Here is a 14943-nt window from a genome sequence, read left to right on the forward strand (position 1 = left end):
GGGAGCGCTCCCATCGGCGCGTGCCGGTGAGCGTCACCCGTACCTCCCTCCCGAGGAGCCCAGACGTGAAACGACGCAGAACCGCGCTGCTGACCCTGACCGCCCTGCTGGGAGCCGTGCTCACCGCGCTCCCGGCAGGGCCCGCGGCCGCCGACGAGGTGGAGCAGCTGAAGAACGGCACCTTCGACACCACCACCGACCCCTGGTGGGCCACCGGCAACGTCACCGCCGGTCTCTCCGGCGGACAGCTCTGCGCGGACGTCCCCGGCGGCACCGCCAACCGCTGGGACGCCGCCGTCGGCCAGAACGACGTCACGCTGGTCAAGGGGGAGTCGTACCGCTTCGCCTTCAAGGCGTCCGGCTCGCCCGAAGGCCATGTGGTGCGGGCGATCGTGGGGCTGCAAGTGGCGCCGTACGACACGTACTTCGAGGTCAGTCCGCAACTGAGCGTCTCCGGCGACACCTATTCCTACACCTTCACCTCGCCCGTCGACACGACCCAGGGCCAGGTCGCCTTCCAGGCCGGCGGCAGCGTGGACGCCTGGCGGTTCTGCATGGACGACGTGTCACTGCTCGGCGGGGTCCCGCCGGAGGTCTACGAGCCGGACACCGGGCCGCGGGTGCGCGTCAACCAGGTCGCGTATCTGCCGTCCGGCCCGAAGAACGCCACCCTCGTCACGGACGCCACCGCCAAGCTGCCCTGGCAGCTTCATGATGCGGACGGGGCCACGGTCGCGCACGGCTGGACAGCGCCGCGCGGGGTGGACGTCTCCTCCGGGCAGAACGTGCACTCGATCGACTTCGGCGCCTACCGCAAGCAGGGCAAGGGGCTGACGCTGGTGGCCGACGGGGAGACCAGCCGGCCGTTCGACATCGGCACGGGCGCGTACAAGCAGCTGCGGCTCGACTCGGTGAAGTACTACTACACACAGCGCAGCGGCATCGCGATCAGCGACGACCTGCGCCCCGGGTACGGCAGGGCGGCCGGACACCTCAACGTCGCGCCGAACCAGGGCGATGACAACGTCCCCTGCCAGCCGGGCGTCTGCGACTACACGCTTGACGTCACCGGCGGCTGGTACGACGCCGGCGACCACGGCAAGTACGTGGTCAACGGAGGCATCGCCACCTGGGAGCTGCTGAGCACGTACGAGCGTGAACTGCTCGCGCGTACAGGGGAGTCGGAGAAACTGCGCGACGGCACGCTGGCCATCCCGGAGAGCGGCAACAAGGTGCCGGACATCCTCGACGAGGCCCGCTGGGAGCTGGAGTTCCTGCTGAAGATGCAGGTGCCGGACGGGCAGCCGCTGGCCGGCATGGCCCACCACAAGATCCACGACGAGCAGTGGACCGGCCTGCCCCTGCTGCCGAGCGAGGACCCCCAGAAGCGCGAACTGCACCCGCCGTCCACGCAGGCGACCCTCAACCTGGCGGCGACGGCGGCCCAGGCGGCCCGCCTCTACCGCCCCTACGACCGCGCCTTCGCCGCCAAGGCCCTCACGGCCGCCCGCAAGGCATGGTCGGCGGCGCTCGCGCACCCGGCCATGTACGCCTCCGCGAGCGACGGCACCGGAGGCGGCACCTACGACGACACCAACGCCACCGACGAGTTCTACTGGGCGGCGGCGGAGCTGTATCTCACCACGGGCGAGAAGCAGTTCGCGGACCACGTCCTCAACTCCCCGGTGCACACGGCCGACATCTTCGGCCCCCTCGGCTTCGACTGGGGCCGGACGGCGGCCGCGGGACGCCTCGACCTCGCCACCGTGCCGAGCAGGCTGCCCGGCCGGGACAAGGTGCGCGAGTCGGTCGTCAGGGGCGCGGACTCCTACCTGTCGACGCTCAAGGCGCAGCCGTACGGCATGCCGTACTCCCCGCCCGACAACATCTACGACTGGGGCTCCAGCCACCAGGTCCTCAACAACTCGGTCGTGCTGGCGACGGCGTACGACATCACCGGCGCCTCGAAGTACCGGGACGGCGCGGTCCAGAGCATGGACTACATCCTCGGCCGCAACGCGCTGAACATCTCGTACGTCACCGGCTACGGGGAGGTCAACTCCCACAACGAGCACAGCCGTTGGTACGCCCACGAGCTCGACCCGAACCTCCCGAACCCACCGCACGGGACACTCGCGGGCGGCCCCAACTCCTCCATCCAGGACCCCTACGCACAGAGCAGACTCCAGGGCTGTGTCGGCCAGTTCTGCTACATCGACGACATCCAGTCCTGGTCGACCAACGAGACCGCGATCAACTGGAACGCGGCCCTGGCCCGGATGGCGTCCTTCGTCGCGGACCAGGGCTGACCGGGTCTAGACGCCGGCCCACTTGCGGAGCAGTGCCTCGCGTTCCTCGCGGCGCGGGGTGCCCTCCGTGGCGTGGGCGCGGCCCCAGGCGAGCAGGTCGTCGAGGGGCTCGCCCCGGTCGGTGATCCGGTCCAGGAGGACACGGGAGAGCTCGTGCTCGTCGGGTGTGTAGATGCCGCCGACGACGACCGAGGAGACACTCACCTCCTCGGTGCCGTCGGTGGTGTCCACCCGTACGGTGAAGGCCGGGGGCAGTACGCCGTCGCCGCTCACCAGGACGAGCACCGAGTCCAGCGCGAGCGAGGCCAGCCGCCGTGCGCTCGAGCGCACGGCCACGTCGGTGGCCTCGATGCGCCGCACCTCGTCCCAGCCCCAGGACGATCCGTGCTCGACGCCCAGGGTCTCGACGCCGTGCTCGGTCAGTCTGACCCCGGCCGCCGTCCCGACGGGCTCCGCCCCCACGTACACGCGGTCCTCGGTGATCCAGAACAGGCCGACCATGGCCATCGGTGCCTCCCCAGGCGGAGCGACGGGCGGACGTCGGTGCATGCCCGGCTGTCGGTGTGAGAGACACCGGGGGAGCGGCCGCGGTTGCGCCGGCCTCCGCGCTACTGCGGCTCGTGCTCGACGAGTTCCCGGGGGCGCTCGTGCGCCGTCAGGGTGTGCAACTCGGCCCGGGTGAGCGGCTGGTGCACCTCGACGTACTCACCGTGCGGCAGCCGCTTGATCACGCCGGTCTCCCGGCCGTGCAACACCAGTTCACGGTCCCGGAGTTGGAGACCGAGGCAGACGCGGCGGGTGACGACGAAGACGACGGCCGGGAGGACGAACACCGCGACGCGGACCGTCCACGTCACCGTGTTGATCGACAGATGCAGGCGGGTCGCCACGATGTCGTTGCCGCCGCCCGCCAGGAGGATCAGGTACAGGCTGATCCAGGCCGCGCCGATCGCCGTGCGGACCGGGCGGTTGCGCGGCCGGTCCAGGAGATGGTGCTCGCGCCTGTCACCGGTGAACCGCGCCTCCAGGAACGGGTAGACGCCGATGAAGACCAGGAGCAGCGGGAACACCACGATCGGGATCAGCACACCGAGCACCAGGGTGTGGCCCCACACGTTGACCTCCCAGCCCGGCATCACCCGGACCAGGCCCTCCGCGAAGCCCAGGTACCAGTCGGGCTGCGCGCCCGTGGAGACCCGGTCGGGACGGAAGGGGCCGTACACCCAGACCGGGTTGACGGTCGCCACGGCGGCGAGGATCGACAGCGCGCCGAACACCAGGAAGAAGAAGCCGCCCGCCTTCGCCAGGTAGACCGGCATGAACGGCGTGCCCACGACGTTGCGTTCGGTCCGCCCGGGGCCCGCGAACTGGGTGTGCTTGTGATGGACGACCAGGATCAGGTGCGCCACGACGAGCGCCGCCATGATGCCCGGGATCAGCAGGATGTGCAGCGAGTAGAAGCGGGCCACGATGTCATGGCCCGGGAACTCGCCGCCGAACAGGAACATCGAGAGATACGTCCCCACGATCGGCACCGACAGCAGCGCGCCGTTGACGAAGCGCAGTCCGGTGCCCGACAGCAGGTCGTCCGGCAGCGAGTAGCCGAACAGGCCCTCGAACAGGCCGAGGAGCAGCAGCGTCCAGCCGAACAGCCAGTTCACCTCCCGCGGCCTGCGGAAGGAGCCGGTGAAGAAGTGCCGCATCATGTGCACGAGCATCGCGGCGACGAAGACCAGCGCCGCCCAGTGGTGCAGCTGCCGGACCAGCAGGCCGCCGCGCACGTCGAAGCTGATGTCCAGCGTGGAGGCGTACGCCTCGGACATCCGCACGCCGTTCAGCGGGACGTAACTGCCGTGGTACGTCACCTCGTTCATCGACGGATGGAAGAAGAGGGTGAGGTAGATGCCGGTCAGGATCAGGACGACGAAGCTGTACAGGCAGATCTCGCCCAGCAGGAAGGACCAGTGGTCCGGGAAGACCTTGCGCAGGTACTTCCGGCCGAGCGAGTGGATGCCGAGCCGGCCGTCCAGCCAGTCGGCGACGCGCTCGCCCTTGCCGGGGTCGGCCGCCCTGCCCGGGGTCTCGGTGGTGCTCACTCCGCCTCCTCGGGGTCCTGGGTTTCCCTGTGCACGTGCGTGAGCTTGTCGGGGTTGGTGACGATGTAGACGCCGCTGACCCGGTCGCCCTCGGGCGTGAGGTCCATGACCATGACGGCGTACGGGGAGTCGCCCTCGAACAGCACGGCGGCGTCGTCGCCGTTGACCCGGCGGTAGCTCAGGTCGAGGTGCGGCCGGTCGCGCCGGGTCGTGAACGAGCTGATCAGGCGGACCACCTTGTCCCGGCCGTGCACGGGACGCAGCCCCGTCGCCCGGCGCTTGCCGCCGCCGTCCGACCACACGGTGACGTCCGGCGCGAGGATCTCCATCAGCTCGCCGATGTCCCCGCCGAGCGCCGCCCGCACGAACCGCTCGGTCGCCTCCCGCCGGACCCGCGGATGCGCCTGGTACAGCGGGCGCCGGGCGTGCACATGGGTCCGCGCGCGGTGCGCGAGCTGCCGTACGGCCGACGGTTTCCGGTCGACGATGTCCGCGATCTCGGTGTGCGGGTAGCCGAACACCTCGTTGAGCACGAACACCGCCCGTTCCAGCGGGGTCAGCGACTCCAGGACCACCAGCATCGCCAGTGAAACGGACTCGGTGCGCAGGGCCGGGTCGTCCGGCGTCTCCTCGTCGGCGACCAGGGGCTCCGGCAGCCACGGGCCGACGTAGGTCTCGCGGCGGCGGCTGATCGTGGCCTGCCGCTGGAGGGCGTGGTTGACGGCGATCCGGACCAGGTAGGCGCGCGGATGGGCGATGCCGTCGGTGCCCCGGGCCGACCACGACAGCCAGGTGTCCTGGAGCACGTCCTCGGTGTCGGCGACGCTCCCCAGCATGTTGTAGACGAGGCTGAACAACAGCTCCCGATGGTCCATGAAGACATCGGTCGCCCCGTCGGTGACTTGGCTCTCTGACATGTGGCCTCCCCGCTGCCGCGCTCACAACTGGGAGGGGACAGCGGGGTCGGAATGTGACAACGAACGGCCGATATGTGACGTAGGTCTCATGATTTTCGGGTCGCGTCACACTCGCCGCCCGCAGCGCCCTCTTGAACGCGAGTCCGGAGCCAGGAGTCCGGCACCGCGAACGAGGGAGCAGTCCGATGAGTATCGACTTCACCGCCATGTACGCCGCCCACGACGCCTTCCGACGGGACCTGGAGCGCCTCGCTCGGGCCGTCGACGAGGGCCGGGCGCACACCCCCGGAGTCCGCGCCGGCTGGGAGAACTTCAGGCATCAGCTGCACATCCACCACACCGCCGAGGACAGCGACCTGTGGCCCCGCACCCGGGAGCGCGCCGCCGGCCGCCCGCGCGACCTGGCCCTGCTCGACGACATGGAGTCCGAGCACTCCCGTATCGACCCGCTGCTCGCGGCCGTGGACACCGCGCTGGCCGACCAGGCGCCCGAACTGCCCGACCTGGTACGGGCGTTGACGGCCACCCTCGACGACCATCTGGGGCACGAGGAGGACAGCGCGCTGCCGCTGATGCAGGACGTCCTGACGCCCGCCGACTGGTCCGCCTTCACCGGCCGCATGCGTGAGGTCCAAGGCCTGCGCGGGGCCGCGGTGTTCGTGCCGTGGATCGTGGACGGCGCCCCGGCCGCCGACCGCGCCGCGTTCCTGGACGCCATGCCACCGCCCGTGCGGGTCCTCAACCGGCTGTTGTGGGAGGGGAGTTACCGCCGCAAGGGGATCTGGGCCGGCGCCTAGCGCTCGCAGGGTTCCCGGGCCGGCTCTCGGCCCCCGCTAGGAAGCGTCGTGGAAGACGATGCCGAGCGCGTGCCGGTGCCCGGAGCGTACGACGCTCACACCGTGCCGCATCGCTCCGGCCGACCAGCCGCGCTGTGTGCGCACCGGGCGGTCCCGGGTGGTGAAGACCAGGCCGTGCCCCTGCCGGAGCGCGGTCGCGGTGCCCCGGGACTGGGCCCGGGCGCGCTGCTCGACCATGAGGAACTCGCCGCCCGTGTAGTCGCCGCCGTACTCGTCGAGGCCGATCACCACCTGGAGCGGGAAGACCAGCTCGCCGAACACGTCCCGGTGCAGCGCGTTCCAGTCGCCCTCGGCGTAGCGCAGCAGGATCTGCGCCGACCGGTCCTGCCCGGCCGCGTGACACCGCTCCAGCCACTCGTCCAGGGAGTCCGGCCAGGGCGCCGGACGGCCGAGGCGGGCCGCCCAGTCCCGGGCGACCGGCAGCAGCCGCGGATACAGCGCGGCGCGCAGTGCGGCCACCGGGGCCGGCAGGTCATGGGTGAAGTAGCGGTACTCGCCCGAGCCGAACCGGTGCCGCGCCATGTCGACCGTCGTCCGGAACAGCTCCGGCTTCTCGTACAGCGCGGCCAGGTCACGGCACTCGGCCGGCGTCAGCAACCGCCCCGTCGGCGAGTTGCCGAGCACGTCGAGCTCGGCGGCGAGAGCCGCCCAGTCGGTCTCGGCGACACGTCGGCGGGCCTGCGCGGGGGTGGGCGTCATGACAGCTCCAGCATGGGCTGTAGTGCACCCTCGTGCGTGAGCAGCCGCACCTTGGCCTCGACCCCGCCCGCGTACCCGCGCATCGAGCCGTCGGCGCCGATCACACGGTGACACGGGCGGACGAGCAGAAGCGGGTTGGCGCCGACCGCGGCACCCACGGCGCGGATCTCGTCCCGCTCCACGCCCAGCCGCGCGGCGAGTTCCCCGTACGTGGTCGTGCCGCCGTACGGGATGTCGTCGAGCGCCCGCCACACCCGCTGCTGGAACTCCGTCCCCGCGGGCGCGAGGCTCAGCCCGAAGCGGGTGAGCCGGCCCGCGAAATAGGCGGACAGCTGCCGGGCGGCCTCGCCGAAGGCCTCGTCGTCGCGCCGCCATCCGGCACCGACGGCGGGCGCCTTCCGCTGCCCCGGCAGGGACAGCGACCGAAGGCCCGTGCCGTCGCCGGTCAGCAGCAGCTCGCCCAGTGGACTGTTGATCGTCGCGTACGTCGTCTGTGTCGTCATGGCTTCAGTCTGCTGCGCCGCGCGGCCCGCGACCGGCGGGAATCGGACCTGGACCTCGCCCCGGACGAGCCCCGGAAGGTACCACGGCAAGGCTGCTCTGAGCAGGGAGTATTTACGAGTAAGTACCCCGGCGGTACCGTGAAGGCATGCCAGCTCTGAATGTGGAGTTCAGCGATCGCGAACTAGAGGACCTGCGCCAGATCGCCAAGGAACGCGGTACGTCGATGAAGGCGCTCGTGCGCGAGGCCGCCGCGGCCGACATCGCCCGGCACCGGGCGCTACAGGAGGGCGCGGAGGAGTTCCGCCGCTTCTTCGCCACCCACGCCGACGAGTTCGCGGCCGCCTTCCCCGACGACGAACCAGCGGGCGCGAGCGAGGGGCGGGTCGCCTGACCGATGGCATCCGTCATCCACATCGACGTGCCCTGGCTGCTTCAGCGCCACGAAGAGGTCCTGCCGGACCAGCCCACCGTCAACGACTTCTCCGCGCTGGTCGCCGCCGTCGCCCGGCACCGCGTCGACCCGCCCCGCCTGGGGGTCGACTCCGACCCGGCCTGGCGGGCCGCCGCGCTGCTGCACACCCTCGCGCTGCTCAAGCCGCTGCCCTCGGCCAACGCCCGCTTCGCCTGCTCGACCGCCGTGGCGTACATGTTCGTCAGCGGCGTCGGCATCGACCCGCCCTACGGCGCCCTCGTCGACCTGGTCCGTGACCTGATCGACGGCAAGGTCGACGTGTACGGCGCGGCCGACCGGCTGCGCTCCTGGCAGATCTGACGGCCGCCGGCCTCCGCCGGGCGGCGTCGGTGTCCGAGGGGTGTCGGCGCGCCTTCGGGGGCCGCCGCCCGCTGCGCGCCGACCCGCCCCGGGGCCGCCGACCGAGGGCGGGAGGAACAAGGTCGGCGGCCCGTTCGGCGCAGGAGAGCCGCCGTCCTGCGCGGGGCCTTTCGAGAAGGGCCGACTCCAGTGCACTACGGGGTGGTGCGCGCCGGGAGCGTGCGCGTCGCTCCGGCGCGTGCGCCTGTTTCACACGGGGCGCATGGAATGAGGAAAGCTCGTACGGGTGAGGAGAGTTGCCGCCGTATCTGACTTTCTTTCAAAGAGGCGGATGTTGCTCAAGTGCCTTGTTGGGCATGTGTGTGTTGTGCAAGGGTGAACCAGCCGTGCGGGGGGAATGGCGGACTGAATTCACCGTCCTCGCGCCGGCCGTCCAAGAGGTGTGTACCAACCAGGGGGCCTTTTCGGCGGTCACAACTCCCTTGTGTCCCATGCGCGTGGGAAGGAATCCGCTCAGTGCCCACCCCCCACCCCCCTCGTCCCCCTTACCCGCCGGCCGGCGCGGTTCCCGGAGAATCCGACGAGAACGTCGCCGCCCGACTGAGGGGCCGTCCCGACGGCGAGGTCTCCCATTCCGTCGCGCTGCTCATGACGCGGCACTGGCAGCCCGCCCGCGACTACGCGGCGATCTGTGTCACGGTCCCGTCCGAGCTGGCCTCCATGGTGACCTCGGCCGCCTTTCATCAGGTCCTGGACCGGCTGGCGCTCGGCGAGACCGGTCTCGCCCTGCGCCCCCGCATTCTGGTGGCCGTGCGCGAAACGGTTCGGGTGTGGTCCGCGGAGGACCGAATATCAACCGTTCTGCCGGAACTTCAGAAACCCTCCGGCGGGCGCGGGATGCGTACCGCGAAGTCCATGACGCCCGAAAACCGCAAGCTCGCCGAGCGTTCATTCCAGGCTCTTCCCGGACTCGCCCGGTGTTTGCTGTGGCACACCGAGGTGGAGGCCGAGCCGATTTCGATACCCGCCGGTCTGCTCGGTATGGACACCGACACGGCGTCGGTGGCGCTCGAACAGGCGCGTGAAAAATTCCGCGAAGGTTGTGTACATGCCCATCGGGAACTCGCGCCGACCAAGGATTGCCGGTTCTACAACCGTCTCCTCGACGTTCCCATTCGCCGGGGCGGAGCGCTGCTGCCCGATGTCCAGCAGCATCTGAGCGAGTGCCGCTACTGCCGTTTCGCCGCTGAACAACTGAGCCATTTCGAGGGCGGTTTGGGTGTGCTGCTGGCCGAGTCGGTACTCGGCTGGGGCGCCCGCCGCTATCTGGAGTCCCGCCCGGGGCGCTCGGGCCAGTCGCCCCGGCTGCCGCGGAGCGCCGGCCGGCACGGCGGCGGCCGGCCGCGCATCCTGCCCCGCATTCCGCTGCCCGGCCGCCGTGCGCCGGGCTCGCCGCGCAACTCCCGGGCGCTGCTGACCGGGATGGGTGTCGCTTCCGCAGGCCTCATCGCCACGGTGGCCGTCGCCGGGCTCTGGTCCCACGACGACGGCGTCGACCCGGCGGCCTCGAACAGCGCCAGCGACGGTACGACACCGGGCGCGGGGGCCGACTCCTCGCCCGGCACGACGGCCCAACACCTCGTGGTGCCGGGCAGGTCGAGGCTGCGCAACGCTGCCGCCGACCTGTGCCTCGACATCACCGGTGAGGTGAAGGCCGGTGCGGGGACCGTGCTGGCGGCCTGCTCGTCCGCGGCGACGCAGCAGTGGTCGTACGAGACCGACGGGTTGCTGCGCAGCGAGGCGGATCCCGCGCTGTGTCTGGACTCGCACGTGGACGCCGGGGTCGTGGTCCTCGGCAAGTGCGCCGCCGAGAAGGACAAGCGGGGCGCCGACGTGCGCTACGACATCACCGTGCAGGGGGAGTTGCTGCCCCGCTGGGACGAGCAGCTCGCCCTGGCCGCCACCACCGGGTCCGTGGGCGCCGCCATCGTCGTCAAGGTGCGCGACCGGTCCGACGCCCAGCGCTGGCTCGCCGACCCGTCGGCGACGGCCAGTCCGGGGTCGCTGTCGATCACGGGAACGGAGAGACCCGCGGCCCGGCCGGTGCGTCTCGACGACGGGACGGCATAGCGGCACCGGCCGGGCACTAGCTCACGACGTCCGCCGGCTGTCCGCCCGTCAGAAACCCGGTCACGTTCTGTACGGCGGCCAGGGCGATACGGATCAGGGTCTCGCGGGTGACGCCCCCGACATGGGGTGAGAGGACCACGTTGGGCGCCTTGAGGAGACGCAGGGCCGCGGTCGGCGGTTCGGGGTCGAAGACGTCGATGCCCGCCCCGGCCACGGCACCCTTCTCCAGGGCGTCGGCCAGGGCGTCCTGGTCGATCAGGGCGCCGCGGGCGGTGTTGACGACGAAGGCCGTCGGCTTGAGCAGGGCGAGGCGCTCGGCGTTCAGGAGGTCGCGGGTCTCGTCGGTGAGGGGCGCGTGGAGGGTGATGTAGTCGGCGGTGCGCAGGAGTTCGTCCAGCGGGACATGGCGGGCGCCGCCGAGGCGGGCCTCGGTCTCCTCCGGCAGGCGTCGGCGGCCGGCGTAGACGATGCTCATGTCGAAGGCGACCGCGCGGCGGGCGACCTCCTGCCCGATGTTGCCCAGCCCGACGATGCCGATGGTCTTGCCGGAGAGCTCGGTGAGCGAGCGCTGGAGGCGGGGGAGCGCCCAGTCGGCCTCGACCAGCGCGGTGTGCGCCGGGATCAGCTGCTTGGCCAGGGCGAGCATCAGCGCGAAGGTCTGCTCGGCCACGTTCTGCGACTCGGCACCGCTGGAGCCGATGTTCGCCACCCGCACCCCACGGGCGCGCGCCGCGTCCAGGTCGACGTAGTCGAAGCCGTGGCTCGCGCACTGCACCAGCTGCAACTCCGGTGCGGCGGCGAGGTGTTCGGCGGTGACGGGGGCGAGCGCGGTGATGACGACGTGCGCCTCGCGCAGGGCGGACGGCTGCTCGTCCGTCGCCTCCACGACGGTGACGTTCGCCTCGCCCGGAAAGAGCGTGGCGAGTCCGGCGCCGGCGGTGCGGCCGCCGACGTGCGGGGCGATGACGGCGAGGACGTTCTTCGGGGCGGTGGTCATACGGATTCCTCGATGAGGTCGGCGGGGCCGATCGTGGCGGGTGCGGCGTGTCCGGAGAGAGCGAGGGTGAGGTCGAACTCGGCGAGCAGACAGCGGATCACATGCTCGACGCCCGCCTGTCCGTCGAGGCCGAGCCCGTAGACGTACGGCCGCCCGAGCAGCACTGCCTCGGCGCCGAGCGCGAGCGCCTTGAAGACGTCGTCGCCGGTGCGGATGCCGCTGTCGAAGAGGACGGTGAGCCGGTCGCCGACCGCCTCGGCCACCCGGGGCAGCGCGTCGGCGGCCGCCACGGATCCGGCCACCTGCCGGCCGCCGTGGTTGGAGACGACCACGCCGTCCATGCCGGCGTCGGCGGCCAGGCGCGCGTCGTCCGGGTGCAGGATGCCCTTGAGGACGATCGGGCCGTCCCAGTTCTCCCGCAGGAACGCCAGGTCCGGCCAGGTCTTGGCGGGGTCCGCGAACATGCCGACGAAGTGCAGCACGGCCGCGTTCGGATCCTCGGCCACCGGTTTGGCCAGGGCCGCCTGGAAGGCCGGGTCGGAGAAGTAGTTGGCGGTGCCGACGCCGTGCAGGAACGGCAGATAGGCCTGGTCCAGGTCGCGGGGGCGCCAGGACAGCAACGGGGTGTCGAGGGTGACGACCAGCGCGGTGAACCCGGCCGCCTTCGCCCGGTTCAGGAAGCTCCGGGCCACCTCGACGTCCTTCGGCCAGTACAGCTGGAACCAGCGCTCGGCGTCCCCCATCGCCGCCGCGACCTGCTCCATGGGCGTGCTGGAGGCCGAGGACAGGATGTACGGCACCCCCTGCGCGGCGGCGGCCCGGGCGGCGGCCGGCTCGGCGTCCGGATGCATGATCGACAGCACGCCGACCGGTGCCAGGGCCAGCGGGGCGGGCAGGGCGCGGCCCAGCACCTCGACCGACAGGTCCCGCTCGTGCACGTCCCGCAGCATGCGCGGCACGATCCGGCGCCGCTCCAGGGCGGCCCGGTTCGCCCGCGCCGTGCTGCCGTCGCCCGCGCTCCCCGCCACATAGCCGACGGGCCCGGGACCGAGCCGCTGCTCGGTCAGCTCCTCCAGTCGGGTCAGATCGGTGGGCAGCCGCGGCACCGCGCCCGACATCCCGTTGAGATAGATCTCGTACTGGAAGTCCGCCCAGTGCTTGGCCATGACCAGGTCCCGCCTCTCGTCGCTGAGAACGCGTTGCACCCCGACGATACTGGCGAGTAAGTGCAGGTCCGTCCACCGGGGTGGGCCCGCGGATCCTGCTCAGCGGCCGGAAACGGACTCATTGAGGATCCGGGCGAGTTCGGCCGGCCGCGAGAACATCGGCCAGTGCCCGGTGTCCAGGTTCACCAGCTCCCAGCGCTCGCTCTTGAGCAACTCGGCGGCGGCGCCCCAGGGCTCGTCGCCGTCCAAGAGGCACTTGATGTAGGTGCCGGGGACCTCGCTCAACGGGCTTGTCAGGACAGCGGGTTCGGTCGCCGTGGCGCCGGGGTGCGGGGTCGAGCCCGCCACGATCCGGGCTATCTGGTCGTCGGTCAGGCCCTGGCCCGCGTATTCGGGGGCGGTCAGCGGCGGCCAGAAGCCGGTCGCGGCGATCGCCTCCCGCACCTCGTCGCTCGGCCAGCCCGAGAGCGCCGACTCGCCGTCGACCGGCACCATCGCGTCGACGAACACGATCCGGGCCAGCCGCTCCCCGATCCGTCCGGCCGCCTGCCCGACCGGCACACCGGAGTAGCTGTGCCCGACGAGGACGACGTCCCGCAGGTCCAGCCGCTCGACCTCGTCGACGATGTCCCGCACATGGGTCTGCTGCCCGGCGGACACGCCTCGTCTCTCGGCGAGCCCGGACAGCGTGAGCGGATGCACGCCGTGCCCCGCCTCGCGCAGTGCCCCCGCCGTCCCGTCCCAGGCCCACCCGCCGAGCCAGGCCCCTGCCACCAGCACGAAGTTCGTCATGCCGCCCAACGTAGCGGGAGGCACTGACAACGCCCCGCGATCAGCCGCCCTGACCGGCGGCCGACGCGGCCGGGACGCCCTCGGACTCGGCGCCCGGCCCCGTGATCGGCGGCACCGGGACCTCCACGGTCCGGGCCAGCCGGGCGCCCTGCGGCCCGTACACCGCCCGGGGTTCGGGGAACAGCCGCAGCAGCGCCAGGTAGAGCACCGCGGCCACCACCAGCGACAGCGGCAGGCTGATGTCGACGCCGTTCGCCAGGTCGCCCAGCGGTCCGACGAACTGGCCCGGAATGTTGGTGAAGAGCACGCCGATGAGCGCGGAGACCCACCAGGCGGTCATGCCCCGCCAGTTCCAGCCGTGCGCGAACCAGTAACGGCCGCCGCGCTGACGGCGGTTGAAGACCTGGAGCGCGTCCGGGTCGTACCAGCCGCGCCGGGTGAAGAAGCCCAGCGTCATCACGACCATCCACGGAGTGGTGCACGTGATGATCATGGTGGCGAAGGTCGAGATGGACTGCACGAGGTCGAGCCCGAAGCGGCCGATGAAGATGAACGCGATCGACAGGACGCCGACCAGCACCGTCGCCTGCACCCGCGACAGCCGGGGGAAGACGGACGAGAAGTCGAGCCCGGTGCCGTACAGCGCGGTCGTACCCGTCGACATGCCGCCGATCAGGGCGAGCAGGCACACCGGCAGGAAGTACCAGGCCGGGGAGATCGCCAGCAGTCCGCCCACGAAGTCGGGGGCCGCCGGGTCGACGTACTTCGGGGCCTGGGTCGCGATGATGCTCGCGGTGGCCAGACCGAAGACGAACGGCACCAGCGTCGCGATCTGCGACAGGAACGCGGCACCGACCACCCGGCGGCGTGGGGTGCTCGCCGGGATGTAGCGCGACCAGTCGCCGAGGAACGCCCCGAAGGACACCGGGTTCGACAGCACGATGAGCGCCGCACCGATGAACGACGGCCAGAACAGCGACTGGGTCGCCGCGTCCGCCGAGTCCGTGAAGACACCGGCGTACGACGGGTCGAAGTCACCGGCGAAAGCGATCGCGCCGAGCAGGAAGAGCACGGTCGCCGAGGCCACCGCCACCTTGTTGACGAACAGCATGAACCGGAAGCCGTACACGCACACCGCGAGCACCAGACCGGCGAACAGTGCGTACGCGACGACGTACGACAGGTTGCTGCGCTCCAGGCCGAACAGTCGGTGCGCGCCGCCGACCAGGGCGTCGCCGGAGCTCCACACCGAGATCGAGAAGAACGCGATGGCGGTGAGCAGGGACAGGAACGAGCCGACCACGCGCCCGTGCACGCCCAGGTGCGCGGAGGACGAGACGGCGTTGTTGGTGCCGTTGACCGGGCCGAACACCGCCATCGGACACAGGATCAGCGCGCCCACGACCACCCCGAGGAGCGTGGCCGCGAGGCCCTGCCAGAAGGAGAGCCCGAACAGGATCGGGAACGCGCCGAGGACGCAGGTGGAGAAGGTGTTGGCGCCGCCGAACGCGAGCCGGAACAGGTCGAGCGGGGTCGCGGTGCGGTCCGCGTCGGGGATGCGCTCGACGCCGTGCGCCTCGACCTCGGTGAGGGACGGCGGCGTGACGGGGGATTCGGGCGACTGCGAGGTCATGGGGGCTCCAGCGGGGGCGGGGCGGTGGAGCGCTGGGTGGCGCGCGGCGGGGTGGCCGGCCGGTCGCCGCC

General features: G+C 71.5%; 14 protein-coding genes. 5 read left to right on the top strand and 9 right to left on the bottom strand.

What is annotated here, in order from left to right:
- Nucleotides 1–65 precede the first annotated feature (65 nt).
- Nucleotides 66–2309 (top strand): glycoside hydrolase family 9 protein, encoded by a 2244-nt coding sequence (locus ACQEWB_RS46680; protein WP_432842517.1) that lies wholly within the window; start codon nt 66–68, stop codon nt 2307–2309.
- A 6-nt stretch (nt 2310–2315) separates the two neighbouring features.
- On the opposite strand, the gene ACQEWB_RS46685 is transcribed toward ACQEWB_RS46680, so the two are convergent.
- From ACQEWB_RS46685 to sigJ, 3 genes are all read right to left on the bottom strand, one after another.
- Complete coding sequence (locus tag ACQEWB_RS46685; RefSeq protein WP_432842519.1) at nt 2316–2816, bottom strand: hypothetical protein; 501 nt, start codon at nt 2814–2816, stop codon at nt 2316–2318.
- Between the two features lie 101 nt (nt 2817–2917).
- On the bottom strand, nt 2918–4405 hold the full coding sequence (gene qcrB, locus ACQEWB_RS46690; RefSeq protein WP_432842521.1) for a cytochrome bc1 complex cytochrome b subunit: 1488 nt from the start codon (nt 4403–4405) through the stop codon (nt 2918–2920).
- Nucleotides 4402–5322 carry an RNA polymerase sigma factor SigJ gene (gene sigJ / locus ACQEWB_RS46695; RefSeq protein WP_432842523.1) on the bottom strand — a complete coding sequence of 307 codons (921 nt, stop codon included), beginning with the start codon at nt 5320–5322 and terminating at the stop codon, nt 4402–4404. The genes qcrB and sigJ overlap by 4 nt, the downstream gene beginning before the upstream one ends.
- Nucleotides 5323–5507: 185 nt before the next feature.
- Between sigJ and ACQEWB_RS46700 the strand changes: the two genes are divergently transcribed.
- On the top strand, nt 5508–6119 hold the full coding sequence (locus tag ACQEWB_RS46700; protein ID WP_432842525.1) for a hemerythrin domain-containing protein: 612 nt from the start codon (nt 5508–5510) through the stop codon (nt 6117–6119).
- A 36-nt stretch (nt 6120–6155) separates the two neighbouring features.
- Here the strand turns inward: ACQEWB_RS46700 and ACQEWB_RS46705 are convergent, their stop codons facing one another.
- Complete coding sequence (locus ACQEWB_RS46705) at nt 6156–6878, bottom strand: 2OG-Fe(II) oxygenase (RefSeq protein ID WP_432842527.1); 723 nt, start codon at nt 6876–6878, stop codon at nt 6156–6158.
- Nucleotides 6875–7381: a methylated-DNA--[protein]-cysteine S-methyltransferase gene (locus tag ACQEWB_RS46710; RefSeq protein WP_432842529.1), complete on the bottom strand. Its 507-nt coding sequence runs from the start codon at nt 7379–7381 to the stop codon at nt 6875–6877. Before ACQEWB_RS46710 ends, ACQEWB_RS46705 begins: the two co-directional genes overlap by 4 nt.
- Before the next feature lie 146 nt (nt 7382–7527).
- Here ACQEWB_RS46710 and ACQEWB_RS46715 point away from each other — a divergent pair, with 146 nt between their 5' ends.
- The 3 genes from ACQEWB_RS46715 (at nt 7528) to ACQEWB_RS46725 (ending at nt 10284) form a co-directional block, all read left to right on the top strand.
- Entirely contained in the window at nt 7528–7773 is a 246-nt protein-coding gene (locus ACQEWB_RS46715) for a hypothetical protein (protein ID WP_432842531.1), read from the top strand.
- Between the two features lie 3 nt (nt 7774–7776).
- Complete coding sequence (locus ACQEWB_RS46720; protein WP_432842533.1) at nt 7777–8154, top strand: toxin Doc; 378 nt, start codon at nt 7777–7779, stop codon at nt 8152–8154.
- Between the two features lie 516 nt (nt 8155–8670).
- On the top strand, nt 8671–10284 hold the full coding sequence (locus ACQEWB_RS46725) for an RICIN domain-containing protein (protein WP_432842535.1): 1614 nt from the start codon (nt 8671–8673) through the stop codon (nt 10282–10284).
- Nucleotides 10285–10300: 16 nt separating this feature from the next.
- On the opposite strand, the gene ACQEWB_RS46730 is transcribed toward ACQEWB_RS46725, so the two are convergent.
- From ACQEWB_RS46730 to ACQEWB_RS46745, 4 genes are all read right to left on the bottom strand, one after another.
- A complete protein-coding gene (locus ACQEWB_RS46730; protein WP_432842537.1) occupies nt 10301–11281 on the bottom strand; it encodes a 2-hydroxyacid dehydrogenase in 981 nt (326 codons plus the stop codon).
- Nucleotides 11278–12447: a lactate 2-monooxygenase gene (locus ACQEWB_RS46735; protein WP_432844357.1), complete on the bottom strand. Its 1170-nt coding sequence runs from the start codon at nt 12445–12447 to the stop codon at nt 11278–11280. The genes ACQEWB_RS46730 and ACQEWB_RS46735 overlap by 4 nt, the downstream gene beginning before the upstream one ends.
- A 99-nt stretch (nt 12448–12546) precedes the next feature.
- The gene (locus ACQEWB_RS46740; RefSeq protein WP_432842539.1) at nt 12547–13239 is read right to left on the bottom strand and encodes an alpha/beta fold hydrolase; all 693 of its coding nucleotides are present in this window, start codon (nt 13237–13239) and stop codon (nt 12547–12549) included.
- A 40-nt stretch (nt 13240–13279) separates the two neighbouring features.
- On the bottom strand, nt 13280–14872 hold the full coding sequence (locus ACQEWB_RS46745) for a purine-cytosine permease family protein (RefSeq protein ID WP_432842541.1): 1593 nt from the start codon (nt 14870–14872) through the stop codon (nt 13280–13282).
- Nucleotides 14873–14943 lie beyond the last annotated feature (71 nt).

The sequence above is a fragment of the Streptomyces sp. CA-249302 genome, from assembly GCF_050936785.1.
GTDB lineage: Bacteria > Actinomycetota > Actinomycetes > Streptomycetales > Streptomycetaceae > Streptomyces.

Bases quoted from the DNA above. Each gene is read 5' to 3' on its own strand.
- ACQEWB_RS46715 (WP_432842531.1), top strand. From the start codon at position 7,528: ATGCCAGCTCTGAATGTGGAGTTCAGCGATCGCGAACTAGAGGACCTG.
- ACQEWB_RS46720 (WP_432842533.1), top strand. From the start codon at position 7,777: ATGGCATCCGTCATCCACATCGACGTGCCCTGGCTGCTTCAGCGCCAC.
- ACQEWB_RS46745 (WP_432842541.1), bottom strand. From the start codon at position 14,872: ATGACCTCGCAGTCGCCCGAATCCCCCGTCACGCCGCCGTCCCTCACC.
- sigJ (WP_432842523.1), bottom strand. From the start codon at position 5,322: ATGTCAGAGAGCCAAGTCACCGACGGGGCGACCGATGTCTTCATGGAC.
- ACQEWB_RS46700 (WP_432842525.1), top strand. From the start codon at position 5,508: ATGAGTATCGACTTCACCGCCATGTACGCCGCCCACGACGCCTTCCGA.
- ACQEWB_RS46705 (WP_432842527.1), bottom strand. From the start codon at position 6,878: ATGACGCCCACCCCCGCGCAGGCCCGCCGACGTGTCGCCGAGACCGAC.
- ACQEWB_RS46735 (WP_432844357.1), bottom strand. From the start codon at position 12,447: ATGGCCAAGCACTGGGCGGACTTCCAGTACGAGATCTATCTCAACGGG.
- ACQEWB_RS46685 (WP_432842519.1), bottom strand. From the start codon at position 2,816: ATGGCCATGGTCGGCCTGTTCTGGATCACCGAGGACCGCGTGTACGTG.
- ACQEWB_RS46740 (WP_432842539.1), bottom strand. From the start codon at position 13,239: ATGACGAACTTCGTGCTGGTGGCAGGGGCCTGGCTCGGCGGGTGGGCC.
- ACQEWB_RS46710 (WP_432842529.1), bottom strand. From the start codon at position 7,381: ATGACGACACAGACGACGTACGCGACGATCAACAGTCCACTGGGCGAG.
- ACQEWB_RS46730 (WP_432842537.1), bottom strand. From the start codon at position 11,281: ATGACCACCGCCCCGAAGAACGTCCTCGCCGTCATCGCCCCGCACGTC.